Annotated in this window: 22 protein-coding genes and 1 tRNA gene; 5 read left to right on the forward strand and 18 right to left on the reverse strand. The window is 68.8% G+C overall.

All coding sequences use genetic code 11. The features are described 5' to 3' along the window. Window positions 1–49: 49 nt before the first annotated feature. The 6 genes from ACTOQ2_RS24475 to ACTOQ2_RS24500 form a co-directional block, all read right to left on the reverse strand. Window positions 50–673, reverse strand: coding sequence for a TorD/DmsD family molecular chaperone (locus ACTOQ2_RS24475; RefSeq protein ID WP_440102493.1), 624 nt, complete (start codon window positions 671–673; stop codon window positions 50–52). Next, window positions 670–3,228 (reverse strand): molybdopterin-containing oxidoreductase family protein, encoded by a 2,559-nt coding sequence (locus ACTOQ2_RS24480; RefSeq protein ID WP_440102495.1) that lies wholly within the window; start codon window positions 3,226–3,228, stop codon window positions 670–672. The genes ACTOQ2_RS24475 and ACTOQ2_RS24480 overlap by 4 nt, the downstream gene beginning before the upstream one ends. A 10-nt stretch (window positions 3,229–3,238) precedes the next feature. Further along, the gene (gene nrfD / locus ACTOQ2_RS24485) at window positions 3,239–4,138 is read right to left on the reverse strand and encodes an NrfD/PsrC family molybdoenzyme membrane anchor subunit (RefSeq protein ID WP_440102497.1); all 900 of its coding nucleotides are present in this window, start codon (window positions 4,136–4,138) and stop codon (window positions 3,239–3,241) included. After that, window positions 4,135–4,752 carry a 4Fe-4S dicluster domain-containing protein gene (locus ACTOQ2_RS24490; RefSeq protein ID WP_440102498.1) on the reverse strand — a complete coding sequence of 206 codons (618 nt, stop codon included), beginning with the start codon at window positions 4,750–4,752 and terminating at the stop codon, window positions 4,135–4,137. Before ACTOQ2_RS24490 ends, nrfD begins: the two co-directional genes overlap by 4 nt. 160 nt (window positions 4,753–4,912) lie before the next feature. Next, window positions 4,913–6,085, reverse strand: a complete 1,173-nt coding sequence (locus ACTOQ2_RS24495; RefSeq protein WP_440102500.1) for a cysteine desulfurase family protein — start codon at window positions 6,083–6,085, stop codon at window positions 4,913–4,915. A 12-nt stretch (window positions 6,086–6,097) separates the two neighbouring features. Next, a complete protein-coding gene (locus ACTOQ2_RS24500) occupies window positions 6,098–6,757 on the reverse strand; it encodes an ArsR/SmtB family transcription factor (protein ID WP_440102502.1) in 660 nt (219 codons plus the stop codon). Between the two features lie 87 nt (window positions 6,758–6,844). On the opposite strand from ACTOQ2_RS24500, the gene ACTOQ2_RS24505 reads away from it, so the two are divergent. Together ACTOQ2_RS24505 and ACTOQ2_RS24510 are read left to right on the forward strand one after the other, a co-directional pair. Continuing rightward, window positions 6,845–8,152: an MBL fold metallo-hydrolase gene (locus tag ACTOQ2_RS24505; protein ID WP_440102504.1), complete on the forward strand. Its 1,308-nt coding sequence runs from the start codon at window positions 6,845–6,847 to the stop codon at window positions 8,150–8,152. Continuing rightward, the gene (locus ACTOQ2_RS24510) at window positions 8,149–9,381 is read left to right on the forward strand and encodes an MFS transporter (protein WP_440102505.1); all 1,233 of its coding nucleotides are present in this window, start codon (window positions 8,149–8,151) and stop codon (window positions 9,379–9,381) included. The genes ACTOQ2_RS24505 and ACTOQ2_RS24510 overlap by 4 nt, the downstream gene beginning before the upstream one ends. Window positions 9,382–9,406: 25 nt before the next feature. Here the strand turns inward: ACTOQ2_RS24510 and ACTOQ2_RS24515 are convergent, their stop codons facing one another. After that, complete coding sequence (locus tag ACTOQ2_RS24515; RefSeq protein WP_440102507.1) at window positions 9,407–9,748, reverse strand: YciI family protein; 342 nt, start codon at window positions 9,746–9,748, stop codon at window positions 9,407–9,409. Window positions 9,749–9,966: 218 nt separating this feature from the next. Here ACTOQ2_RS24515 and ACTOQ2_RS24520 point away from each other — a divergent pair, with 218 nt between their 5' ends. Further along, complete coding sequence (locus ACTOQ2_RS24520; RefSeq protein ID WP_440102509.1) at window positions 9,967–11,352, forward strand: aminotransferase class V-fold PLP-dependent enzyme; 1,386 nt, start codon at window positions 9,967–9,969, stop codon at window positions 11,350–11,352. A gap of 60 nt (window positions 11,353–11,412) precedes the next feature. Here ACTOQ2_RS24520 and ACTOQ2_RS24525 read toward each other — a convergent pair whose 3' ends face one another. The 10 genes from ACTOQ2_RS24525 to ACTOQ2_RS24570 all read right to left on the reverse strand — a co-directional run bounded on the left by ACTOQ2_RS24525 (window position 11,413) and on the right by ACTOQ2_RS24570 (window position 20,514). Next, entirely contained in the window at window positions 11,413–11,763 is a 351-nt protein-coding gene (locus tag ACTOQ2_RS24525; RefSeq protein ID WP_440102511.1) for a DsrE/DsrF/TusD sulfur relay family protein, read from the reverse strand. Continuing rightward, complete coding sequence (gene phnE / locus ACTOQ2_RS24530) at window positions 11,760–12,632, reverse strand: phosphonate ABC transporter, permease protein PhnE (protein ID WP_440102513.1); 873 nt, start codon at window positions 12,630–12,632, stop codon at window positions 11,760–11,762. Before phnE ends, ACTOQ2_RS24525 begins: the two co-directional genes overlap by 4 nt. Beyond that, window positions 12,629–13,399, reverse strand: coding sequence for a phosphonate ABC transporter ATP-binding protein (locus ACTOQ2_RS24535; protein ID WP_440072785.1), 771 nt, complete (start codon window positions 13,397–13,399; stop codon window positions 12,629–12,631). The genes phnE and ACTOQ2_RS24535 overlap by 4 nt, the downstream gene beginning before the upstream one ends. Further along, window positions 13,396–14,304 carry a phosphate/phosphite/phosphonate ABC transporter substrate-binding protein gene (gene phnD, locus ACTOQ2_RS24540; protein ID WP_440102514.1) on the reverse strand — a complete coding sequence of 303 codons (909 nt, stop codon included), beginning with the start codon at window positions 14,302–14,304 and terminating at the stop codon, window positions 13,396–13,398. The genes ACTOQ2_RS24535 and phnD overlap by 4 nt, the downstream gene beginning before the upstream one ends. Next, window positions 14,301–15,509 carry an acyl-CoA dehydrogenase family protein gene (locus tag ACTOQ2_RS24545; protein ID WP_440102516.1) on the reverse strand — a complete coding sequence of 403 codons (1,209 nt, stop codon included), beginning with the start codon at window positions 15,507–15,509 and terminating at the stop codon, window positions 14,301–14,303. The genes phnD and ACTOQ2_RS24545 overlap by 4 nt, the downstream gene beginning before the upstream one ends. 59 nt (window positions 15,510–15,568) lie before the next feature. Continuing rightward, window positions 15,569–17,008 (reverse strand): DHA2 family efflux MFS transporter permease subunit, encoded by a 1,440-nt coding sequence (locus tag ACTOQ2_RS24550; protein ID WP_440102517.1) that lies wholly within the window; start codon window positions 17,006–17,008, stop codon window positions 15,569–15,571. Between the two features lie 228 nt (window positions 17,009–17,236). Further along, window positions 17,237–18,523: an ABC1 kinase family protein gene (locus ACTOQ2_RS24555; protein ID WP_440102725.1), complete on the reverse strand. Its 1,287-nt coding sequence runs from the start codon at window positions 18,521–18,523 to the stop codon at window positions 17,237–17,239. Between the two features lie 2 nt (window positions 18,524–18,525). Further along, the gene (locus tag ACTOQ2_RS24560; RefSeq protein ID WP_440102518.1) at window positions 18,526–19,167 is read right to left on the reverse strand and encodes a hypothetical protein; all 642 of its coding nucleotides are present in this window, start codon (window positions 19,165–19,167) and stop codon (window positions 18,526–18,528) included. 113 nt (window positions 19,168–19,280) lie between these two features. After that, a complete protein-coding gene (locus ACTOQ2_RS24565) occupies window positions 19,281–20,018 on the reverse strand; it encodes a DUF6073 family protein (RefSeq protein WP_440102519.1) in 738 nt (245 codons plus the stop codon). 52 nt (window positions 20,019–20,070) lie between these two features. Then, complete coding sequence (locus ACTOQ2_RS24570) at window positions 20,071–20,514, reverse strand: hypothetical protein (RefSeq protein WP_440102520.1); 444 nt, start codon at window positions 20,512–20,514, stop codon at window positions 20,071–20,073. 314 nt (window positions 20,515–20,828) lie between these two features. On the opposite strand from ACTOQ2_RS24570, the gene ACTOQ2_RS24575 reads away from it, so the two are divergent. Together ACTOQ2_RS24575 and selB are read left to right on the forward strand one after the other, a co-directional pair. Next, window positions 20,829–20,922: transfer RNA gene (locus tag ACTOQ2_RS24575), tRNA-OTHER, on the forward strand. 40 nt (window positions 20,923–20,962) lie between these two features. Beyond that, window positions 20,963–22,729, forward strand: a complete 1,767-nt coding sequence (gene selB / locus ACTOQ2_RS24580; protein WP_440102521.1) for a selenocysteine-specific translation elongation factor — start codon at window positions 20,963–20,965, stop codon at window positions 22,727–22,729. 180 nt (window positions 22,730–22,909) lie between these two features. On the opposite strand, the gene selA is transcribed toward selB, so the two are convergent. Continuing rightward, complete coding sequence (gene selA / locus ACTOQ2_RS24585) at window positions 22,910–24,259, reverse strand: L-seryl-tRNA(Sec) selenium transferase (protein WP_440102523.1); 1,350 nt, start codon at window positions 24,257–24,259, stop codon at window positions 22,910–22,912. Between the last annotated feature and the right edge of the window lie 24 nt (window positions 24,260–24,283).

A 24,283-nucleotide genomic window follows, 5' to 3' on the forward strand; every position in this document is an offset into this window, starting at 1 on the left:
GGGGCCACATGGTGGAGGTGTTCGGTCTCACCATTCCTGTCCTCGTCCTTCACCTGATCGCTGTCATGCCCTGCTCGTCCGCCAGGAGCCTGCCGGTGAGCTGCGCGACGATCCCGTACGGGGCGTGCAGTGCGGCACCGTGCAGGTCCTGAAGATAGGAGGGTGCCCACGGCAGGAGGTGGTCCTCCAGCAGTTCGCGAACCGCGTGCCGGTTCTTCTGTTCCTGACATGTTGCGGAGACGTCTTTCTGCCAGTCCCGCAGCAGGTGATGCAGGAGGGCCAGGCCGACCCCGAGATGGTCGTGGGCGAGCAGCGTATGCCTGTCGGGTGGTGCGGCCTGCAAGCGGTGACGAGTCATGAAGTCCCTGATGCCGTGGTCGGCGCGTCCGCCGACGAGCGGCTCGCCCCGGTGTATCGACGCGTACGGCAGGCAGGCGGGATACGGCCCCACGAACAGGCGGCAGAACTCGACCGAGAGGAGCCGCAGGGCGTCCGGTTCGTCCATGGCGCGCGTCTGCTCGTCGATCAGCCGGTGTTTCGCCGGTGTCCCTTCGGGGTCGGCGGTGAGAAGTGCCCGGTACAACGGCTGGTCGATCTCCTTGCTGAGCAGCCGGGAGGTCAGCAGGAACAGGTCGCGGCCGGCGGCCAGGTTCTCCAGCCGGGAGTCTTTCACGTGCCGCTCTCGATCTTGCGGACGCTGACGATGGTGTCGTGGTAGGACTGCTGGCCGGAGACCGGGTCGGGGTAGATCGGCAGGATGTCGTTCTGGGCCACGCTCAGTGTGCCGGTCCACCAGATGCGTTCGGTGTCCTTGTCGCGCGGTCGTTCGTGTCCGGGTGGGCGGCTCCGGTCGCGGCCGTTGGTGGCGATCGGTCCCCCTGTCGTGCGGCCGGAGTTGTGGGCGATGGCGATGACCGCGGGGTGCACGCCTTCGGTGATGTGGACGCGGGTTCGCAGGGATCCGAGCCTTGAGCCGTCGCCGCCGGGTACCTGATCGTCGTGGGGGCGGAAGCTTGTCACCTCAATCCAGTCGCCGTGCCGCAGTCCCAGGCGGGCAGCCGTCGCGCTGTTGATCCAGGCCGGGTTGGTGTGGGCGATCTCCTGGAGCCATTTGGACTGCATCGTGCGGTGGGCGTTGTGCACGTTCCACTTGAAGCTGATCATTATGAGCTGGTCGTCGGCGAGTGGTCTGCGGTGGCTGGGGATCTGCTCGTAGATCGGTAGCGGTGAGACGGTCTTGTCGACCTCGGTGCCCTTGTCGGCCACGAACTGGCTGTGTACCTCGACCTTGCGGGAGGGGGTGGAGAACCCTCTTCGCGGGATGCCGTCGATCATGATTCCGACGGCGAGGCGTTCCTTCGTCTTGGGGTCTTCGCCGTTGTAGATGATCCCGGTCTCCCGGTCGGTTTCGCTGCCTTTCAGTTCGTCGTCGGTCAGGACCCGCTCGTAGGGGGTGTAGTTGGGGGTTTTCGCCGGGTCTTGCCACACTCCTGTGGTTCGCATGTGCGCGAGCCCGCCGGGAACGCTGCGGAAGTAGTCGTCGAAGTACTGTTCCTGGGTCTGCCAGGGGAAGTAGCGTTCCATGCCGCCGCCGATGCGGCGGGCCAGTTCCGGGAAGATCTCTCGCAGGTCCTTCGACTCCCCCAGTGGTTTGACCACGGGCTGGCGCAGGCCGACGTAGTCGACGAGTCCTTGCGGGGGCCGGGAGTCGATGTCCCATCGTTCGAGGTAGGTCGTCCAGGGCAGCACGATGTCGGCGAGCGCGGAGGTCTCCGAGGGCATGACGTCGATGCACACGTGGAAGGGGACGAGTTCCTCGTCGGCCAGCACCTCCCGGACGAGGTTGGCTTCGGGCCATGACCATGCCTGGTCGCAGTTGTAGGTCATCAGCGCGGAGATTCGCTGGCGTCGTTCTTTGATCCAGAGGTAGACGATTTCGCCGACCCGCATCTTGTTGTCCTGCCAGGCGTTCGCCAGGGGCCAGTTCTTGGCTTCGGCGATCAGGCTGCGGGCGGTGGGCTTGGGCGGGATCGGCTCGGGCTCGGGGATCTGTTTCTTGTCCCAGGCGCTGATGGGGTGCCAGCACCAGCCGCCGGTGCGGCCCATGTTGCCGACCAGGGCGTTGAGTACGGTGATGGCGCGGTCGTTGTAGAAGCCGTTGCGGTGCGCGGCGGAGCCTCGGTTGCAGATCGTGGTGCATCGCGGGGCGGCCGCGGCGAACTCGCGGGCGATGCGGCGGATGGCTTCGGCGGGTACGCCGCTTTCCGCTTCGGCGCGCTCGGGCGTGTACTGCTTGACGTGTTCGGCGTATTTGTCGGCCGGATAGTTCGACCAGGTGTCGAACCATTTCCTGTCCCAGAGTTCTTCGGAGCAGATGACGTTGGCGATGGCCAGGGCGATCAGGCCGTCGGTGCCCGGCTTGACGCAGAACCACTCGTCCGACAGTGCGGCGGTGTTGGACAGTCGCGCGTCGAAGGTCACGATCTTCGCGTGGTTGCGTTCACGGGCTCGCATCATGCGGATCGCGACGGGGATGTGGCCTTGGTGTGCCTCGGCCCAGTTGCATCCGAAGTTGAGGATGTAGCGGCTGTTCTCGAAGTCGCCGAGGTCCCAGTCGGAGTCGCCGATGGTGGCCAGGATGGCGGCCCGGCGGTTCAGCGAGCACAGGGCCCGGTGGTTGAAGGCCGAGGGGGTGCCGAAGGCGTTGAGGAACCTGCTGACGATGTCGGTGGAGCGGTTACGTCCCTGCTGGAAGGCGAACTCCTCGGGGTGGCCGCTCTGCCTGATGGGGCGCAGCCTGTCGGCGATCTCGGTGTAGGCCTCCTCCCAGGAGATGCGCCGCCATCGTCCCTCGCCTCGCTTGCCGACGCGTTTGAGCGGATAGAGCAGGCGGTTGGGGTCGTACAGGATGGAGGGTCCGGCCACGCCTTTGGCGCAGATCGATCCCTGGCTGTTGGGGTCGGCGGGGTTTCCTTCGATGGTGAGCAGCCGGCCGTCGCGTACGTTGGCGACGATGCCGCAGGCGGTGGTGCACATCTGGCACATCGAGGGAATCCTGTGCGCCGTGCTCGCGGTTTTCGCCGTGCCCGGGGAGGCGCCGGTACGGTCGATGATCTCGATGGTTCCCAGACCCGTCACCGCGGCGCCGGTGACTGCTCCTATCCGAAGGAGATCGCGTCGTGTCAGCGTCCATGCGGGTTCCGGAGTGCTCTGATGCTCGGCGGGCATGATTGCTCCTTCACTGACCGACGGCGAAAAGCAGATAGCGGGCCGCCGCGGCGCCGGTCAGCGTGGCGGTGGCACTGATGATGACGATCACGCGGTGGGAGGGAAAGAGGAGAAGTGCCGCCGCGGGGGCGATGATGCCCAGTGCCACCACGAGTCCCCAGAACACCGGGGCCAGGCTTCCGGTGAGCATCGCGGCGAGTAGAAGGCGGTCGGGTGGTCTTCCCGCGAGCGAGAGCACCTCGAACGACAGGGTGACACCAAGGGCGCCGAGCAGGACGAGTACCGCCCGGCGGCAGATGTGGAGAGTCGACGTGTGGTCGCCTTCTTTCACATTCAGGAGGGACACCACCAGCAGGACCGCCGCCGTTCCCATGAGCAGGGCGGTGACGACGAAGATCAGTGCTGAGCCGCTGGTGCCGGCCAGCGGCGAGGCCCAGGACCTGGACAGCAGGGCGGCGGGATAGACGGCGAGCGCGAAGCTGGTCAGCAGGAGAGCCCCTGACAGCAGGGAGGTGATCCTGCCGGATGTCACCACCGCGGTGTCTGGGGAGCGTCGGCGCCGTTCCAGCCCGTAGACGAGCACGGCGAGCAGGAACATCTTGATCGCGATGAGCTTGGCGCCCACGGCTATCGGGGAGGCCAGGTTGTCGAAACGGGTGATCATCAAGTGGAAACGCTCGGGGCGGCCCAGGTCGGCCACCAGGAGGACGCTGACCACGAGCAGGGTCGCCAGCGCGGCCCATGACCCGTACCGGTCGATGCCGGCCGAGAGGTGGGAGTGCCGCCGGGCCAGTGGCCAGGTCACCAGGGTGAGACCGCTGGGAAGACCGACGAGAACGATGTAGGCCGCCAGGAGCGGTCCCCAGGGCGGCTCCGGTGCGAGAACGTGGGCTTCGTACGCCGCGGTCATGCCCTCTCACCGGGCAGGTCGACCGAGCGGTCCACCTGGACGCCCGCGTCGGCGACCAGGTCGAGCGCGTTCTTCGGATCGACGTAGAGCACGCGAGGACGTGTGCCTTCGTCTTCTTTCCACGCGGTGGTCGGATTGGCCGCGGCCTTGCGCGCGATGACGCTTTCGGGGTCGTCCAGGTCTCCGAAGATGCGGCAGTCGGTGGGGCAGGCGTCGACGCAGGCCGGTTGTCGTCCCTGGGCCGTGCGGTGCTCGCAGAAGGTGCATTTCTGTGCGGCGCCCTTGTCGACGTCGACGTAGATGGCGTCGTAGGGGCAGGCCGACATGCAGGCTCTGTTGAGGTTGCAGTCGCCCTCGTCGATCGTGACCTCGCCGCCGTCCAGCCGTAGCACCGCGCCGGTGGGGCAGGCGTTGAGGCAGGGGGCGTCCTCGCAGTGGTTGCACAACACCGGTATGAAGTGGCGGGTCACTTGGGGGTAGGTGCCCTCCTCGACGTACTTCACGGTGTCCCTGAAGACTCCCAGGGGGACGTCGAACTCCGCCTTGCAGGCTACGGAGCAGGCGTGGCATCCGATGCAGGTGTTCAGGTCGATGAGCATGCCGAGACGAACCATGGAAACCTCCAGGGTCGAAGAGCGACGACGTGCGTCCGGGGGCCAAGGCGGACCGGTCGGCGAAACCGGATCTATGAGGCGAAATCGACAGTGGCGAGCGTATGTCGGCGCTTTCGTTAGCGTCAACTGTCAAAGCGGGTCTCGCCGTCCGATGACCGGATCAGGGAGAGTTCTCCTGGTCGGCGCGAAGTCGCAGCGCCGAGTTCGCGAGGAGCCGGGCGGCGGCCTTGACCTGGTTCTCGGTGGTCCAGCGTCCCAGCGAGAGCCGTATCGCCGACAGGGCTCGCTCCCTTTTCAGTCCCATGGCCGTCAGGACCGCGGAGGGTTCGGGGTCGCCCGTGTGGCAGGCGGATCCGGTGGCGGCCGCGATCTGGGGGGTGGCGGCGAGCAGGGCGGCTCCCTCGACGCCCGCGACGCTGAGGTTCACGGTGCCGGGCAGCCGATGGTCGAGGTGGCCGTTGAGGTCGATCGATCCGGGCAGCCGCTGCCGCAGGTCCTGGTGCAGCAGGTCGCGGAGGTCGCGAAGCCGGGAGGCCTCGCGGTCGAGTTCGGTGGCGGCCAGGTCGGCGGCGGTCCCCAGCGCGACCGCGTACGCGACGTTCTCGGTGCCGGCTCGAAGGCCCCGCTCCTGGTCTCCCCCGTAGACGGCGGGTTCGATGGTGACGCCTTCGCGGACGTACAGGGCGCCGATGCCCTTGGGCGCGTAGAACTTGTGACCGGCCACGGTGAGCAGGTCGACGCCGAGGTCTTCGACCGCCAGCGGGATCTTGCCCACGGCTTGGGCGGCGTCGGTGTGGAACAGTGCCCCGTGGCGGTGCGTGATCTCGGCGAGGTCGGCGACCGGCTGCAGGACGCCCGTCTCGCCGTTGGCCGTCATGATCGACACCAGGAAGGTCCGCGGGGTGAACGCGGCTTCGAGTGCCGCTGGATCGACGAGGCCGCCTTCGTTCACCGGCAGGAAGGTGACGTGGACGTCGTGCCGGCGTTGCAGCGCCCGGCAGGTGCGCAGCACGGCGGGGTGCTCGGTCTGCTGGGTGATGATGTGACCGCCACCGGCGGCCAGGGCCAGGCCGCGAAGGGCCGTGGTGTCGGATTCGGAGCCCCCGGCGGTGAACACGATCTCCGCGGGGCGGCTGCCGAGGAGGGCGGCCACCCGGGATCGGGCCTCCTTCAGGGCACGGCGTGGTTCTTGCGCGTAGCGGTAGGAGGTCGACGGGTTGCCGAAGAACCTGGTGACGTACGGCCAGGCCGCTTCGGCCACTCTCGGGTCCACGGGCGTGGTGGCGTTGTAGTCAAGATAGATCACATTGTCGTCGAGACCGGGGTGATTCACTGTGGTTCCCTGTCAGGAGGCGATCGGCAGCCCGGCCCGCCGCCACTCGGGCAGCCCGTCTTCGAGAAGGCTCGCCTGGAACCCGTGCCGGCGCAGCAGGCGCACGGCTTGCGGCGCCATGACGCAGAACCGGCCTCGGCAATAGGCCACGATCGGCACGTGCGAGGGTAGTTCCGCCAGTCGCGCGGCCACCTGGTCGTGCGGGATCGACAGCGCGCCGGGGATGTGCCCGGCCGCGTACTCGGCTTGTGGTCGTACGTCGACCACGATGACGTCACCGTTCTCCAGCAACCTGGACAGCTCGGATCTTCCGACCGGCTCCAGGCCGCCGATCTCGCCGAGGTAGTCGCGGGCCGCTCGCTCCACTTCGGCGAGTGATGCCGCCGCCACGCTCTTCATCTGCTCGACGAATCCTCCGACCGCGTCGTCGGACAGACGGTAGAAGACGCGCGTGCCAGATCGTCTTGTCGTCACCAGTCCCGCTGACTGCAGGACCTTGAGTTGTGCGGAGGTGTTGCTCAGTTTGAACCCGCAGGTGAAGGCGAGGTCTTCCACCCCGCGCTCCCCTTGGGCCAGTACGTCGAGCAGTTCCAGTCGGAGGGGGTTGGCGAGCGCTTTTCCCATTCGGGCGAATTGTTCGTACAACTGTGTCTTGCGCTCGCGGTCACTCATGAGACATCCTCCAAAGAGTTATGGAATATTGTAACATGCTGTACAAAGGGGTACACAGTGGCATTTTCGGAATCCCAGTTGATTCCTTTGGTCGATGAAGGGCTCGGCAACTCCTCCTATCTGGTTGACCTCGGCGACGGACGCGCCCTCGCCGTCGACGTCTCCCGGGACCTGCGCGCCGTCCGGCGGGCCGCCCAACGCCGCAGGCTCACGATCGCGTTCGCCGCCGACACCCACCTGCACGCCGACTTCCTGTCCGGTTCCCTCCAACTCGCCCACGACCTCGGCGCGCGGGTGCTGGCCTCGGCCGCCGGGGAGCGCGCCTTCGATCACGTCGGCCTGCGCGACGGGGACGAGGTCGACCTCGGCGGGTTGACCCTGCGGGCGATCGCCACCCCTGGGCACACGACGGAGCACCTGGCCTTCCTTCTGCTCGACGGCGACGTCCCCGCGGGCGTCTTCACCGGAGGGTCCCTGATCGTCGGCTCCGCCGCCCGAACCGACCTGGTGGCCCCGGAACGGGCCAGGGAACTGGCGCACGCGCAGTACCACTCGCTCCGCAGGCTCGGCCTGCTGCCCGAGGAGGTGGCCGTGTGGCCCACGCACGGCGCTGGATCGTTCTGCTCGGCCCCGCCGGGAGCCGAACGCGTCTCGACGATCGGCAGGGAGAAGAAGAGCAATCCGCTCCTCGCGGCTCCGGACGCCGACACCTTCGCCGACCGGCTTCTCGGAGATCTGGGCAGTTTCCCCGGTTACTTCCTACGGCTGGGCGAGATCAACAGACTCGGTCCCGCCGTTGTGAAGGAGCAGCCCTGCCTGCGTCCGCTGACCGTCGACGCGGCGGCCGCCGCAGGCGCCACCGTGGTCGACGTGCGTCCCGTCGGCGACTTCGCGCGCGGACACCTTCCCGGGTCCATCTCCATACCACTGCGCAACCAGTTCGCCAGCTGGCTTGGCTGGATCGTGCCGGCTTCGGCTCCCGTGGCGGTCGTCCGCAACCCCGACCAGGATCCCGGCGAGATCCTCTGGCAGGCGCTGAAGATCGGCCACGAGAACCTCGTCGGTGAGGTCACCGAGGGCTGGCAGCGTGATCTCCTGGTCATGATGGACGTCATCACGCCTGACCAACTCGGCGGCGCTCAAGTCCTCGACGTGCGGCAGACCACCGAGTTCCGGGCGGGGCACCTTCCCGGAGCCGACCACATCGAGCTCGGCAGCCTTGCCGGTGCGGCCTTGGACGACCGGCGGCGCGTGGTGATGTGCGGTCATGGGGAGCGCGCGGCCACCGCGGCCAGCCTGCTGCGACGGGCCGGCCACCGGCAGGTCAGCATCCTGCGCGGCGGTCCCGGCGACTGGGCCGAGCTCACCGGCGCTCCCCTGGAGAAGGAGGAGTGAGGGAGCCGCCAAGGCTCGGACTGCGCGCGAACCTGGCCCAGTTCGTCCTACTGGTCGCGGTGAACGCCCTGGTCGGCGGCATGCTCGGGCAGGAAAGAACAGTGTTGCCGCTGCTGGCCGAGCAGACGTTCGCGCTCAGCGCCTACAGCGCGGTCCTGACCTACATCCTCGCCTTCGGGGTCACCAAGGCGATCAGCAACTTCTTCGCGGGCACGCTCTCCGACAGGTACGGCCGCAAACCCGTCCTCATCGCCGGCTGGCTCGTCGGGCTGCCGGTGCCGCTCCTGCTGATCTGGGCCCCCTCCTGGGGATGGATCGTCGCCGCCAACGTGCTGCTCGGCGTCAACCAGGGGCTCACCTGGTCCACGACGGTCATCATGAAGATCGACCTGGTGGGGCCGCAACGCCGGGGACTGGCGATGGGCTTCAACGAGTCGGCCGGATACCTCGCCGTCGCGCTCACCGCCCTGGCCACCGGATTCCTGGCCGAGCGCTACGGCCTGCGCCCGGCGCCCTTCCTCCTCGGCCTCGCCTACGCGGCTTTGGGCCTGGGTCTTTCCCTCCTGCTGGTCAGGGAGACCCGCGGGCACGCGCGGCTGGAGGCCACGACGCACGAGGCCACCCGGTTGAGTACCTCGCAGGTCTTCGTGCTGGCCAGTTTCCGTCACCCCTCCCTGTCGGCGGTGAACCAGGCCGGAATGGTCAACAACCTCAACGACGGGCTGGCCTGGGGGCTGTTTCCGATTCTGTTCGCCGCCCACGGCCTGCACCTCGCGCAGATCGGCCTGCTCACCGCCTTCCTCCCCGCCGTCTGGGGAGCGGGACAGATGGTCACCGGAGCGCTCTCCGACCGGCTCGGGCGCAAGCATCTGATCACCTCCGGAATGCTCCTTCAGGCGGCCGCGCTGGCGGGTGTCGCGCTGGGGACGGGCTTTGCCGCGTGGGCGGCCGCCGTCGCCCTGCTGGGCGCCGGGACCGCCATGGTCTATCCCACGCTGCTGGCCGCCGTGGGAGACGTCGCCCACCCCAGCTGGCGTGCCCGCGGGGTGGGCGTCTATCGCCTGTGGCGCGACGGGGGGTTCGCGGTGGGCGCCGTGCTGTCGGGCGTCATCGCCGACCTGTACGGGATCCCCGCGGCCATCTGGGTGGTCGCCGGGATCACCGCCGCCTCAGGTCTGGTCGTGGCCGCCCGGATGCAGGAGACCCACCGGCGCCCCGCGGCGGGGTGATCTCGGCCAGACGCCCGTCCCTGCCTCACGCGATGGGCCGGATCTCCACCGTCGCGCGGGCCGGCCAGCCGCGCACCATGTCCAGCGCCTCCTCCAGGCCGGCCACTTCGACCTCGACGTAGCCGGTGAACGCGTCACGATCCGCGCAGAACGGTTCGTCGAGCACCCTGAGCCGCGGCCCCTGCCCCGGGCGCAGGGTCGTGGCGGTCTCATACGACCTCAGCCGGCAGCTGCGGGTGATCCTTCCGGCGTGGGCGGAGAACCACCGCTCCACCTTTGTGGACATGTGATCGCACTCGTTGTCGCCTGTCGCCTCCCAGGGCCGCTCGGCCTGCTCCGCGCCGCGAAACATGAGGGTGTATCTCACGCGTGCACCTCCTGCCTGAAAGACGAACGGCAATCGCCGTATTTCTACATCTATGGGGGGCGACTTCCGTAAGGGCTCAACACAGGTCACGAAACGGCGCAACACCTCAAACAGGCAGAAACAACTTACTTTAGATACATATAGTCAAATGCTAGGCTTTATAAAAATATAGTTCCCTCTGGATGACTTCGGCGGGGACGCCGTGCACAGGAGGCGTTGTGACAGACCAGAGCACTCGAGCCGCGTCGCACGATCCGGGCGACGCCACCGCGGACAGTCTCGACCGGCGCACGCTGCTGCGCGGCAGCGCCCTCGCGGGCGCGGGCGTGCTCGCCGCGGGATGCTCCACGGCCCAGGCGGGCACCCCCTCGCCCGCCGCGAAGCCGGACCCGGCCCGCTTCAACCCCCGCAGCTGGGAGTCGGTACGCGCGCAGTTCCCGCTCACCCGGCGCTACGCGCACTTCTCGGCGTTCATGCTCGCCTCGCACCCCGCGCCGGTCAGCGCCGCGATCGGGCACTTCCGTGACGGCCTGGACTCCTTCCCCCAGCAGTACGGGCTCGGGATGGACGACTTCCGGCGCAGCGACGACGTGCGCAAGGCCCTGGCCGCCTACATCGGCGCCAAGGCCGAGGACATAGCGCTGACCGACAGCACGACGATGGGCATCGGCCTGGTCTACGGCGGCCTGGACCTCAAGGCCGGCGACGAGGTCGTCACGACCGAGCACGAGTTCTACTCCACCCACGAGTCCCTTCGGCTGCGTGCGCAGGCCGACGGCGTCGTCGTGCGCACGATAAAGCTCTACGACGATCCGGCGAAGGCCTCCGCCGGTCAGCTCGTCGCCAGGCTGCGCGCCGCGATCACCTCCAAGACCCGGGTGGTGGCGGTGACATGGGTCTATTCGAGCACCGGCCTGAAACTCCCCGTGAAACAGGTCGCGGCCGCCATCGCCGAGATCAACCAGCGGCGTGAGGACGAAGAGCGCATCCTGCTGTGCGTCGACGGGGTGCACGGGTTCGCCGCCGAGGACGTGACGATGCAGGACCTGGGCTGCGACTTCTTCATGACCGCCACCCACAAATGGCTGTTCGGGCCGCGGGGCACCGGCTTCGTCTGGGGCAGAGCCGAGGCGTGGGCCCGGTTCCGGCCGGTGGTGCCGAGCTTCTCGATGCCCGCCTTCACCGGCTGGCTGACCGGGCAGCCACCGACCGGCGCACCGGGCGACCTGGCCACACCGGGCGGCTACCACTCCTTCGAGCACCGCTGGGCATTGGCCAAGGCGGTGGAGTTCCACCAGGCCATCGGCAAGGCCCGCGTCGCGGCCCGGACCCGCTCCCAGTCCGACCAGCTCAAGGACGGCCTGGCCAGGCTCAAGCACGTTCGCCTCATCACGCCGCGTTCGGCGGAGCTGTCAGCGGGGATCATCTGCTGCACGGTCGACGGGCTCACGCCCGAACAGGTGGTCCAGGAACTGTTCGCCAAGCATCACATCTCGGCCGCCGAGACCCCCTACCGCGAGTCCTTCGTCAGGTTCGGGCCGAGTATCGTCACCGATCCCCAAGAGGTGGAACGGGTCATCCGCGCGATGGCGACCCTGGGCTGAAAAGGCGCCGGTCGGGCGCGTCCCCGCGGGGGCGCGCCCGACCGGCGCCGGCCGGGCTCGTCACACGTTGATCGTCTTGTCCGCCCAGGCGGTCCACTGGGCCAGTTCCTTCATCGAGGACCGGTGGGTCCCCTTGGCCACGCTGTCCTCGCTGACACCCCGCGCGTCCAGGCAGGCGCCGCAGGACCCGATCTCGGCCTCCTTGTCCACCAGGCCGCGGATCATCTTCGCGATGTTGTAGTAGCCGTTGGGCGTCTTCTGGCCGTCCATCGCCGAGATCACCGCGTCGCCGAACAGGAAGACCTTCACCTCGTTCTCGTCCTCGTCGAGCATCTGCCTGGCCCATCGGATGCCGTTGTAGGTCCGCTCGGTGCCGTACGGCGGGTCGTGCAGGACGAACAGGAATTTCATCGGACGCTCCTTCCGAAAAATGATCGATGCGGATGCGGTGTGCCTCCGCCCGCGCGCCCGGAGGCCGCACCCAGGCGGCTCCGGAAGACCTTGGATATCCGGTCGACGCCGATGACCAGGATCACCACCGACGCGACCAGGGTGGCCAGCTCCTGGTATCGGAACAGGTGCAGCGCGATACCGAGGGCCTGGCCGATCCCCCCGGCGCCGACGAAGCCGATCACCACCGAGCTGCGGATGTTGCACTCCCACTGGTAGAGCACCTGGGAGGCCAGGTGCGCGCGGGCCTGCGGGATGATCCCCAGCAGGGCGGTGGTGAAGCGGGAGCCACCCGTGAGCCGCATCGCCTCGACCGGGCCGGGGTCGACGGCCTCCAGCTGTTCCGAGCACAGCTTGGCCAGCACACCGGCCGAATGCAGGCTGATCGCGTAGACGCCCGCCGCCGGGCCAAGACCCACGGTCGCCACGAACAGCAGAGCCCACAGCAGCTCGTGGACGCTGCGCAGCAGGGTCGCCACCGTCCGCGCGGCGGCGCCCAGCCAGCGCGGCGCCTGTACGTTCCCGGCCATCACGACGGCCAGCGGCAGCCCGATCACCGCGCCCAGCAAAAGCGCGGCCACCGACATCTGGAGGGTCTCGACCGCTGCGGTGAACACCCTGCTCAGCAGGTCCGCGTCCAGATCGGGCGGGAACAGGCCCGATATCAGCTGCGCGGCACCGGCCCTGCCCTCGATCAGGGACCCCAGCCCGACACCGGTACCGGCCAAAGACCACAGCACCGCCGCCACGGCCACGGCGCCCAGGAGCCAGCGCAGCGGCCGCCGGGGAGAAGGGGAACGCCAGGCCACGCCCCGGCTCGGCGCGCTCATACCGGTATCTCCTCGGGCGCGCTCTTGCCGTAGATACGCTCGATCTCCTCGGCGTCCGGCGGTTTGCCGTCGAAGACGATCTTCCCTTCCCGCAGTGCCACCACCCGCTCGAAACGCCTGGCCACGTTCAGGTCGTGCGTGGTCGCCAGAAGCGTCGCGCCGGAGCCTTGCAGGTGGTCGAGCGCGACGGTGGCGCGTACCGGATCGAGGCCGGAGGTGCACTCGTCGGCGAGCAACAGCCGGGGCCGGGTGAACAGGGCCCGCGCCAGGGCCACCCGCTGGCGCTCCCCACCGGACAGGTGCTCGACCCGGTCCGCGAGCAGGGACTCGATGTCGTGGATGCGGGCCAGCTCGCCCAGGCGCTCGGCGAAACGGCGCGGTACGGAGCCCACCAGCACCGCGGCCCAGTCCGCGGGCCTCCACGCGTGCGCGGCCCCGGCCAGGATGTTCGTGCGGGCGGTGAGTCCGGCGACCAGGTCGTCGCGCTGCCGCACGCATCCGATGGAGCGTCTCAGCCGGGTCAGGCCGGCACGGGTCCCGAAGGGATCCACCCCGTCGGCCATGACGGCGCCCCGCTCGGGGCGGAGCGCGCCCACGACGACACGCAGGAGGGTCGTCTTGCCCGCTCCCGAAGGGCCCAAAAGGGCGATCTGCTCTCCTGGGGCGACACTCAGGCTGACGTCGTCGAGGACGGCCTGGTCGGTGAACGTGACGCGGACGTTCGACACCTCGATGCGCATCGCCTGCCCGCTTCGCGATGTGCTCACGGAGCCGTCAGCAGACCGAGATCGGCCGCTCGCTCGCGGACCTCGTTGTAGTGCGTGGCCGAGACCGCCGCGTAGCGCTTGGCGCGCATGAGGTCCAGCAGGCGGGGATCGGATATCTCCGTGAACGCCTTCACGATCGCGGCGCGGGCGCCCTGGCCCAGGTCCGGACCGGCGACCCACGGATACCCCATCACCTTGCGGGTCTCCACCACCCGCAGCGCGCCCTGGGGCACGCTTCCCTGCTTCTCCAGGCGGTGCAGGATCCGCAACTCGATGCCTCCCGCGTCGGCGCTGCCCGACAGCACCGCCTGAGCCGTCGCGTCGTGGCCGCCGGTGAAGGTGACCGCGGACAGCGGGGCGCACGAGGTGAGATCCCGCACCTGGCATCGCGCTCCGGCGTCGGCCAGCATGATGCGGGGATAGAGACTGCCCGAGGTGGAGCTGACGTCCCCGAAGGCGAACTTCGCGCCGGCGGCCACCACGTCCTTCGTCGACCGGAAGGACGCGTCGGCCTTGGTGACGACGGCCGACAGGTACTCCGGGGTTCCCGTCTCCTGGTCGACCTCGGTGACGAGCGGCACCACCTTCGTCTGTGCCTCGGCCTGTACGTAGGTCAGGCCGCCCAGATAGGCGACGTCGAGTTTTTTGGCCGCCAGAGCCGTGACGACCCCCGCGTAGTTCGTCGCGACGAACAGTTCCACCTCGGTCTTCAGCCGTTCGGCGAGGTACTTGCGAAACGGCTCGTACTGGGCGCGCTGGGTCTCGGGTGAGATGTTGGGGATCACCCCCACCCGGAGGGTTGCGGGCAGCCCGTCGGAGCGGACCGCCGTCGCGGCCGAGCAGGCGACGGACGCGACCAGGACCGACAACGCGGCGAGAGCCGCCTTCAACCGTGTCCTGGTCACCGCTCGCTCCCGGGCATCTGGAGGTCGGCGACGGGCGCGACGGCCACGTCGAGGGAGCTCGCGCCGATGAGCTCCTTGCCGGTGCGATTGTTGATGGGCATGATCAGCCCGGCCTGGACGTCGCGCCACATCCGCTCGAACGGCTGGCCGCGCATGTAGGCGGCGCCGCCGACCACGTCCAGAAGGCGGGTCATGATGGCGGCGGCGTTGTTCGTGCAGACGTTCTTCACGAAGGCGCACCGTCCCAGCCCTTCCTGGACGGTGAGCTGTTCCATGAGACGGTGGCTGGACACCTCCGCGGCGTGACGCTGCAGCACGCTGCGGTTCACCTCCAGCATGATCTCCACATCCGCGACCGCGTCCTGGACGCGCGGGTCCCCTGCCAGGCCGCGGCGGCGGATCTGCGCGATGGCCCAGTCCAGGGCTCCGGCGGCGATGCCGGTGTAGACGGCCCCGAAGCTGGGAGCGGTCCAGCAGATGATGGTCTCCAGGACCTGGGCGTCGAAGTGCCCGACCGGTATCGACTGGACGACGCCGTGCTCGGGCACGAACAGTCCGTCGAAGACGACGTCGTTGCTCTGCGTGGCCCGCATGCCCAGGGTGTCCCACGTCTGCTCGATCGTGATGCCCGGGACCGAGGGGTCCACGAGCAACACCAGCAGGCGCGCCCCGTGGTCGGGATCCTCGTACCGCGCCGTCGTGGCCCACATCGTGGCGACGGAGCTGTTGGTGGCGAAGTTCTTGCGGCCGGTGATCCGGTAACCGCCCTCCGTGCGGGTCGCCGTGGTCTTGGCGTCCAGGAAGAGGTTGGAGGTGCCGATCTCGCTGGCGATCGCGGCGAGCACCAACCGGTCCTGGCCCGCCAGTTGGAGCACCTGCGCGAGGGGCGGAGCACCGGTGCGCCGCCAGGTCAGCGCCCAGGAGCCGAGAGGTGCCACGTGCATGGCGTAGGCCAGGGCCGTGGCGGCGCCGGCGCTCGCGAGACGTTCCAGCACCGGCAGCATCTCCGCCTGCCCGGCGCCGAGACCTCCCAGCTCTTCGGGCACGGTCAGGCGCAGGAGCCCCGCCTCGCGCAGGTCGTTGTAGTCGTCGAAGGGGAAGGTGTTGTCGCGGTCGTGACGGCCCGCGCGTTCGGCGAGCGCCGGAACCACCTTGTCCGTCAGCGAGAGGAACCGCTGCTGGCGCTCGTCCAGGCACTGGCGCATGATGATCTCCTCGAAACTCGATGAGGTGTTGCACAGCTGACGTGGTGGTAACCGGTGAATCACGTGGTCATGGGCGTGGAGCCGACGACCTCGTGGGGGCGTGAGCGCCGCCGGATCAGCAGCGAGCCGAACGCGGCGAGCAGGGCGATGGCGGCCAGCACGATCAACGCCGAGCGTTCGGCCGCGGCAAAGGCGTTCGCGTACGCCTCGCGCGCCTGCCGCACCTGGCCGCCGGGGCCCACCGGTGTCGCCGGCCAGGACGGCGAGCCGATCTGGACGATGGCGCCGACGAGCGCCACACCGAGCATGCCCGCGAGCTGCCGCCCGGTGTTGAGTACCCCGGAGGCCGCGGGAACCAGAGCGGCGGGCAGGCCTTTGATGGCCTCGGTACTGGCCGGCGCCATCACCAGGCCGACCCCGGCGCCCACCAGGGCCAGCGGCAGAGCCAGGGTGAGCACCGTGGCGGACCGTCCGGCCAGAAGGGCGAACCACCCCACGCCGGCCGACATCGCCATCAGGCCCGCCATGATGATCAGCCAGCCTCCCGCCCGGTCGGTGAGCCATCCGGCCAGCGGGGAGAGCACCCCCGCCGCGACCGCCATCGGCAGGTAGACCAGCCCCGTGTCGATGGCCGTGCCGCCCAGCGCGCCCTGCACGTGCAAGGTGACGACCAGCATGAGGCCGAGCATCACGGTGAACTGCACACACGCCAGCCAGCCGGCGACGGTGAAGGAGCGGTGGGCGAACAGGCCGAGCGGCATGAGGGGATCGGCGTGCCCGCGCTCCCACCAGACGAAGACGGCGAGAAGCACCAGTCCCAGAACGAAGATCATGGGAATGGTGACAGGACCGGCGACCGTGCCCCACGCGTGTCGCGGTCCTTCGATGAGGCTGTAGGTGATCGCCGTCAGCCCGGCGGTCGCCAGCGCGACACCTCCCCGGTCCAGCGCCTGCCGCCGGCCGGCACGGACGTCGGGAACGTAGCGAAGGGTCAGCAGCAGGGCCAGCACACAGATCGGGACGTTGACGAGAAACGCCCACCGCCATCCCCAGCCGGTGACGATCAAGCCTCCGCCGACCGGGCCGACGACCGCCGCCAGGGCCATGGTCGCGCTGACCACCCCGAGCGCGGCGCCGCGGCGGTGCTCGGGAAACAGCATGGCGACCAGGGTGAGGCTCTGCGGGACGATCATCGCTCCCCCGGCACCCTGCACGACGCGGGCGGCGATGAGCTGTGCGGGGGAATCCGCCAGGCCGCACGCCAGCGAGGCGGCCACAAAGAGGAGCAGACCCCCCACCAGCAGGCGCCGGGGACCGTGGACGCCTCCCAGCCGCCCGGCGGTGATGAGCAGGGCGGCGTAGACCAGGACGAATCCGTTGACGACCCACAGCACCTGGTTCAGGTCGGCACCGAGACCGTCGATCAGATCCGGGGCCATGACCTGGACGATCGTCGTGTCCACCATGACAACGAAGGCGGTCAGGCAGAGCGTTGCCACGGCGCCTGCGGTGGCGGACGATTGTCGCGGGGAAGAGGGGGCGGGCATGCGAAGCTCCCAGATCGTTGCGATCGGTCTGGTCCGGGCTAATAACCCCATATCAGAAAAACGGACGAATGCTTTATAAATATATAGTTATCGTCTATGTTGACCCGAAACATGTCAAGACTCCCGACTGATACTCCTACGAGTGACAGCCGCTTTCCGTTACGTGACCCATTTCGGCCCTTAGTCGAACGGCATTATGGAATTGACCAGCAAACCGTGCATGACGTGCGGCGCGGCCTCAAGCTGAAAGTCCATCATGGGGTGGAGACGGCGCACCGTCCCCTCGAGGGAGAGCAGGCACAGCAGGGGGAAGACGAACTCCGGCTCCGCGAAGAGCCGGTGCCTGCGCTGCAGGTCGAAGAGGTCGACCGAGAAGGCGGCCAGGTCGAAGTCGCGGGCGACCGCACCGGCGTTCCGCACCACCAGATCGGCGATGTCACGCCGGAACGCGGCCACATCGGCGTCCTTCCCAATACTCCGGACAGTGGACAGCAAGATCTCTGCGCAGGATTCTCCGTCTCCCCGGATCATCCCGGCGAAGAATTGCGTGAACCTGCCTCTCGCCATATCGCTCAACCGAAACGTGAATCCGGCGTCAAGGATCACCACTTTCCCGTCGGCCTGAAAATAAACGTTTCCCTGATGCAGATCGACGTGGATAAAACCTTCGACGAAGAGCATCCGGTAGACGGCCCGCACCAGGATCACCACGCCGGCCTCCCGCGTTTTCCGCGGCAGGCGGTCGACGGCCAGGCGGTCGAGACCGCTGATGTAGTCCATGGTGATGACCCCGCCGGCGCACATGCCCGCGCGCGTCGCGGGAACCACGACCTCGGGAAACGAGCTCAGGTCGGCGCGCAGGCGACGCAGGTTGTCGGCCTCCTTGACGAAGTCCAGCTGCCCGACCAGCGAGTCCCCGATCTGCGTGACGATGTCGACCATGGGCACGCGCCGGAAAGGCGGAAGGCGGGTGATGAGCCGGGCCGCCAGCCGGAACATCGCGATGTCGGCCGCGAAGCGCCGGGCGATGTCAGGACGACGCACCTTGATCGCCACCTCCCCGTCGTCCCGTTCGGCCCGGTAGACGCAGGCAATCGATCCGCTGGCCACGGGCGGTCGGCGCAGGGCCTCGTCGAACCCCGCGGGCAGCGCGCCGAAGGCGGCGCGGGCCTCCCCCAGCGCCTGGCGGCCACTCATCGGCCGCACGTTGTCGTGAAGCCGTCCGAGGGCGGCGGCCATGGTGTGTCCCACCAGGTCGACGCGGGTCGCCAGGAGCTGGCCCGCCTTGAGGAAGGCCCCGCCCAATCGTTCGGCCAGGTGTGCCACCTCCGTGGCGACGCGTTCGCGCCGGGAGGCCGCCGGCGAGGTGAGGGTCACCCCGAGCACCCGCAGCAGGAAGCGAAAAAGATGGACGGCCACCTGCAGGGCGCGTCCCAGCAGCAGCGAGGGCGAGGGCCGGGCCGGCATGCTCACTCCCGTTCCTCGCGCAGCCGCCGCGCCACCGCCTCGCGAAGAAGCGGCGGGCTCAGGTCGAAGTCCGCCGCGGGGATCGCCGTCGCCGGGCTGGTCCGGACGAAATCGCTGCGGTGGCCGCCCTGTGACCGCGAGACCCTGATGCGTCTGGGCAAACGGTCCTCTTCCGCCCCGCCCTGCTCGATGAGTTCCCAGCGCCTGACCTGCTGGGCACCATCGTGCACCGTGCGCGCGAGCACCATGCCGTGGCGCGCGCCGACGACTTCGCTGACGCGCAGCCCGGGCATCGAGGACGGCCCAGAAAAGCAGCGCGTCTCGGCCCCGGGCAGGAGGTCCGGCAGCCGATCGGCACACAGGCCGGGGGCGACCGGTTGCAGGGCGGGATGCGGCCAGGCCATGAGGTCCACGTATCCGATCTCGGTGAGGGGCAGGCAGTCGAACACGAGCCGGTCCACCACCTGCAGCGGCTCCCTCATCGTGGGCAGGTAGGTCTGGACCGAGCAGGTCGCCAGAGCGAGGTCCTCGTCGATCCATACGTAGGTGCCGAAGAGAACCTCCGGCTTCAACACGAAGATCGCGGTCGCCGCGCTCCCCCGGCCGGGGGGCCCGGAGAAACGGCGCGCGAACAGGTACCTCATCGGTTTCTGCCCGATGGTGGCCTCAACGCTGAAGGCATAGGACACGAGCCGGCCCGCGCGAAAGTTCGCCCGGGCCGGCCCTGCAACACGCACGTCATCCATCGCCTAAGTTCCTAGGCGAGCACTCTGGCGAGCTCGGCTGGAACCACCGCGCTCGTGATCGGGATGTGGTGGAGAAGATTCCCGATCTCGATGTCGGCGGCGATCAACTCACCGACGCGACGGCCTTCGCCGTCGTACAGCGTGTAGTGCTTGGAAGTACGCGACACGTCCCCGATCGGCGGGACCATCGCAACCCGAGACTCCAGACGGACCACCTGGTCGCCGGTGTCCACGGTCATGCCGAGCTGCTCTACCTCGAACCGAGGATAGATCATGGTAATACAGTCCTTGATGGGCATCACCGAGCCATCGTCGGGGGCGGGACTCGGCTTGACCCGGGCTCCTTCCGCCTTTCCGGGCGAGTTCGAAACCTTGACCTGACCGAAGATCTCGCTGTGTCCCGTCACCTGAAGCGACAGGAACTGCGCGGTGATCGTCGAGCTGGCCCAGTCGAGGGCAACGCCCTCGGCCGCGTGCGGGTCGTGGCGACGATAGATCGCCATGCCGTGGAGGTCGACGATGTCCTCACCGAGACCGTCGATGCGCACGTGAATGCGCTCGCGGACGGTGAAGGACTCGAGGGCCGACGGTGTCAGCGTGTACGGGCGGATCGGGTAGAGGTTACCCGGCCCTCCCCACGCGGACTCGTGACCCTTGACAACCTCCGCCGGCGAGAGCGTCGCGTCGTCGATATCCGACGCGATGCCCCTGTCGAGGAGCTGTCTGAGGATTCCCTGAGGTTCGCTCACAGTTCAACCTTTCGAGTGAGAGCGATGGAGCGTGGTTGCCCGGCGTCACCCACTAGTTGTCAAGTGACGCCATGAGGACATCGAGTGAGTCGATGACGTGCGCGAAGTCGACTGTCCGCTCGCGGACCTTGGTCTTGTCGACCGTCTGGTCACCCAGTTCGATCGCGAGCACCTCGATCAGGCGATCGAGGTTGTTGTAGGCGATGCTCACCGGGAAGTGCTTGAGCGGCGTCTCGAAGCTGGGATCGGCCTTGGGAGCCCCCGACTCCATCACGCCCTTCGAGCCGCTCGCCTCCCGCCAGGACCGCTCCACCGTGAGGTCGTAGGAGTGGAACGGGCCCAGGTAGTGAGGCTTCCAGAGCCGGCGCAGCTCATTCGCGGAGATCCTCCTTTCCAGGTAGTCCACTGCCACGGGGACGAACCGCTCGCGGTAGTCGGCGAGCAGGGGGCGAACGTCCGGGGATGTCGTCGACAGGGGGCTGTCCGCGATGGTCATGTCTTTCTCCCAACCTGGGTTCTCGGCTGATCAGGACGCCTCTCGAAGTGGAGTCTCCGGATGCCGCCGCAGCTGCCGGATCCGGCGAGGGCCGCGCTCAGCGACCCTGAGCATCGGCGTCACCCATAGTTGATTACTTTAACTTCATATAGTCAATACTTCGGCCGAGAAAATTTCCCCGCGGGAGGCCCTTAGATCGTTTCTCCACAAACTTCCCTTTGAATAGCCACATCAAGGCCGGACGGCAAGAGGGCGAGGAAGTTCCAGAGCTCAATCGGTTGACAGTACGCTACAGATATTATTAGTTAGGTGCTGGAGGCGTTAGGTGCCTGGTGGCCCTCCCGGTCTACAAAACCGATGGGCGGCGTTAACGTCGCTGGCGGGTTCGATTCCCGTTCGCCTCCGCCAAAGATCGTCGCGTCACTCCTTGAGCGATGGGAAAGCGCGTATGCATGTAGTCGCGACCGCAGGCCACGTAGACCACGGAAAGTCGACGCTCGTACGCGCCCTCACCGGCATGGAGCCCGACCGCTGGGCCGAGGAGCGCCGGCGAGGCCTCACGATCGACCTGGGTTTCGCCTGGCGGACACTGCCCTCGGGCAGGCCGCTGGCCTTCGTCGACGTTCCCGGCCACGAGCGCTTCGTGACCAACATGCTCGCCGGTGTGGGCCCGGTTCCCGCCGTCATGATGGTGGTCGCCGCGGACGAGGGCTGGATGCCGCAGTCGGCCGAGCACCTTTCGGTGATCGACGCGCTGGGGCTGGGACACGGGCTGCTCGTCGTCACCCGATGCGATCGCGCCGATCCCCTGCTCGCGGTCGAGGAGGCGGCCTCGGAGATCGCCAAAACCTGCCTGGGCCAGGTCGAGGCCGTCACCGTCAGCAGCACGACGGGAGAGGGCATCGACGACCTCCTCAAGGCGCTGGACAGGCTCGTCACCGCGCTTCCCCCCGCGCGGGCCGAGGAGCCTGTCCGGTTGTGGATCGACCGGGCCTTCACCATCAGGGGAATGGGCACGGTCGTCACCGGCACGCTGCCCGCCGGCACCGTGTCGGTGGGTGATGAGCTGGTCCTGGCCCCCTCCGGGCGTCGCGTCCGGGTCCGCGGCCTGGAATCGCTCAAGAAACGTCTCTCCTCGGTCTCCGGTGTCGCCCGCGTGGCGGTGAACCTCAAAGGGGCCGAGCTGACGGACGTCGCACGCGGTATGGCGCTGGTGTCACCGGACCGCTGGAGCGCCACGAGCACCGTCGACGTCCGTCTGCGCGGCGCCGGCGCCGACGACCTCGGAAGAGAGTCCATCCTGCACATCGGCTCCGCCGCGACCGCGGTGCGCCTGCGACGCCTCGGCGCCGAGACCGCCCGGCTGACGCTCACCACACCGCTGCCGTTGCACGTCGGAGATCGCGCGATCATGCGAGACCCCGGCTCTCGCCGCATGGCGGGCCTGACCGTCCTGGACGTCCGGCCCCCGCCGCTCAACCGCCGCGGTGCGGCCGCGGCCGCGGCCCGCGAGCTGGCCGGATGGCCCGAGCGGCCGACCGGAGGCGCGCTGCTACGCAGGCACGGTTTCCTGAAACGAGCCGATCTGGCCGTCATGGGCTGCGAACCCGAGGACGGGCCCGTGGTCGGCGACTGGCTGGTCGACCCGGTCCGCTGGAACTCCCTGGCGGGCGAGCTCTCCGAAACGGTCAACGCCTACGCCGACCGCAACTCCCTGGCTCCGGGCCTGCCGGTCGAGTCGGCCAGGCAGCTGCTGAACCTGCCCGACCGGCGCCTGGTGGAGGCCCTCGTGCGGCCTCCGTTACGGATGGAGGGCGGCCGTGTGTACCGGCCCGCCGCCGCGCCCACGCTGCCCGCCTCTCTCGCCGCGGCCGTGCGCCGTCTGGAAAAAGAGCTGGAGGCGGCCCCCTTCAAGGCCCCTGAGGCGGCGCATCTCGCCGGCCTGGGCTTCACCTCGAAGTCGGTGATCACCGCCGCGCGGGCGGGCGCCCTGCTCCGGCTGGCCGAAGGTGTGGTCCTTCCTGTCGAGGCGGAGGGCAGGGCCGTGCAGATCCTGAGCCGGCTGCGGCAGCCGTTCACCGCGAGCGAGGCCAGGAGCGCCCTGGGCACCTCCCGCCGTGTCGCCATCCCGCTGCTGGAGTACCTCGACAGCCGCGGCCACACCGTCCGGGTGGACGCGAGCACGCGTCAGATGAGAGCGCGCACGCCGGGCTGACCGATCGCCCGCGCCCTGATCGCGGGTGAAGGCTCGCCCGGGTGTGTTCCTCTGCGCCTTCCGCCACCTCGATGAGGATGTTGCCGTCTCCCCGACGCGTGGCGCGCGAACGCGCGAGCATGCGAACCACGGCGAGGCCCGCCACGCTCGCGAGACGGTCACCGACGTCGGATGTCCGGATCAGTGCCCGATCGCGCGTCGCAGGCTCCGCAGCAGGATCTCGTCCTGATCGGGGAAGACGGTGCGAAGGTCCACCACGACACGTCCCCGCTCGGCTCGCGCGATGACGGGCAGGTCCTCGGCGCGCAGCCTGGCCATGACCACGGTCTCGGTCACGGGCCGCGGATCGATCTGGACGAGCACGCTGGGCATGCCCTCACCGGGAAGGCTGCCGCCACCGGCCACGCTGGCGCCCTCCCCCAGCGAGGCGGCTTCGCCCAGGGCCCGGACCATGTGTTCGGCGCGGGATCTGACGTCCCCCAGGGGCAGGGTGAGCATCCGCCACACGGGGAGTTCCTCCAGCCGGCCCGACAGGTGTGTCTGCAGTGTCGCCTCCAGGGCGGCGAGGGTCAGCTTGTCGATGCGCACCGCGCGCGCGATGGGATGGCGCGACAATCGCTCGACCAGGTCCGGCCGGCCCACGACGAGGCCCGCCTGAGGGCCGCCGAAGAGCTTGTCACCGGAGAAGACCGCCAGATCGGCTCCGGCGGCCAGGCTCTCCTCGATCGTCGGCTCATCACCCATGTGTCCGCGCAGAAGTCCCGATCCGATGTCGTGCAGCAACGGGATACCGGCCTTCCTCGCCAGGTGGACGAGGTCGGTCAGGGCGGGCTGCGCGGTGAATCCCTCGATGCGGTAGTTGGAGGGGTGGACCACCATCAGCAGGGCCGTCCGCTCGCTGATCGCGTTCGCGTAGTCGGCGAGGTGGGTGCGGTTCGTCGAGCCCACCTCGACGAGCTTCACGCCCGCGGCCTCCATGATGGCCGGGACACGGAACTCCCCCCCGATCTCCACCAGCTCGCCGCGGGAGACGAGGACCTCCCGATCGCGCGCCAGAACGCCGAGGGCGAGGAACAGGGCGGCCGCGGCGTTGTTGACCGCGAGGGCGCCGGGCGCTCCGGTGAGTTCACGCAGCAGGGCGTTGGCGGTGGCGCCCCGCCTGCCGCGTCCTCCGGTCCGCAGGTCGAACTCCACCGTCGAGTATCCGGTCGCGGTGTTGACGGCCTCCCTGGCCGCCGCGCACAGCGGCGCCCGCCCGAGGTTGGTGTGCAGGACGACCCCGGTGGCGTTGACGACGGCGCGCAGCCGACCGGCAGTGAGGGAGGCGACGGATCTGGCCGCCGTCCGCGCGATGTCGTCGAGCGAGGGCAGGGCACGGCCCTCGGCGACGCCTTGGCGGGCCTGTTCCAGCGCCCGCCGGGCCATCTCGGTCATGAGCGGCCGTCCCCAGCTGCTCATCTGCTCGGCGATCCGGGGATGCGCCAGGACGACGTCCATCTTCGGCAGGGCACGGCGCGGATCGCCACTCATCGCCTTTACCTCCGGCCAGTTCGC

This window comes from Streptosporangium sp. H16 (assembly GCF_051918855.1).
Taxonomy (GTDB): domain Bacteria; phylum Actinomycetota; class Actinomycetes; order Streptosporangiales; family Streptosporangiaceae; genus Streptosporangium.

Coding starts and splice junctions, on each gene's coding strand:
- ACTOQ2_RS24480 (WP_440102495.1), bottom strand. CDS start 3,228: ATGCCCGCCGAGCATCAGAGCACTCCGGAACCCGCATGGACGCTGACA.
- nrfD (WP_440102497.1), bottom strand. CDS start 4,138: ATGACCGCGGCGTACGAAGCCCACGTTCTCGCACCGGAGCCGCCCTGG.
- ACTOQ2_RS24490 (WP_440102498.1), bottom strand. CDS start 4,752: ATGGTTCGTCTCGGCATGCTCATCGACCTGAACACCTGCATCGGATGC.
- ACTOQ2_RS24500 (WP_440102502.1), bottom strand. CDS start 6,757: ATGAGTGACCGCGAGCGCAAGACACAGTTGTACGAACAATTCGCCCGA.
- ACTOQ2_RS24525 (WP_440102511.1), bottom strand. CDS start 11,763: ATGAAATTCCTGTTCGTCCTGCACGACCCGCCGTACGGCACCGAGCGG.
- phnE (WP_440102513.1), bottom strand. CDS start 12,632: ATGAGCGCGCCGAGCCGGGGCGTGGCCTGGCGTTCCCCTTCTCCCCGG.
- ACTOQ2_RS24545 (WP_440102516.1), bottom strand. CDS start 15,509: ATGCGCCAGTGCCTGGACGAGCGCCAGCAGCGGTTCCTCTCGCTGACG.
- ACTOQ2_RS24555 (WP_440102725.1), bottom strand. CDS start 18,523: ATGCCGGCCCGGCCCTCGCCCTCGCTGCTGCTGGGACGCGCCCTGCAG.
- ACTOQ2_RS24560 (WP_440102518.1), bottom strand. CDS start 19,167: ATGAGGTACCTGTTCGCGCGCCGTTTCTCCGGGCCCCCCGGCCGGGGG.
- ACTOQ2_RS24570 (WP_440102520.1), bottom strand. CDS start 20,514: ATGACCATCGCGGACAGCCCCCTGTCGACGACATCCCCGGACGTTCGC.
- selB (WP_440102521.1), top strand. CDS start 20,963: ATGCATGTAGTCGCGACCGCAGGCCACGTAGACCACGGAAAGTCGACG.
- selA (WP_440102523.1), bottom strand. CDS start 24,259: ATGAGTGGCGATCCGCGCCGTGCCCTGCCGAAGATGGACGTCGTCCTG.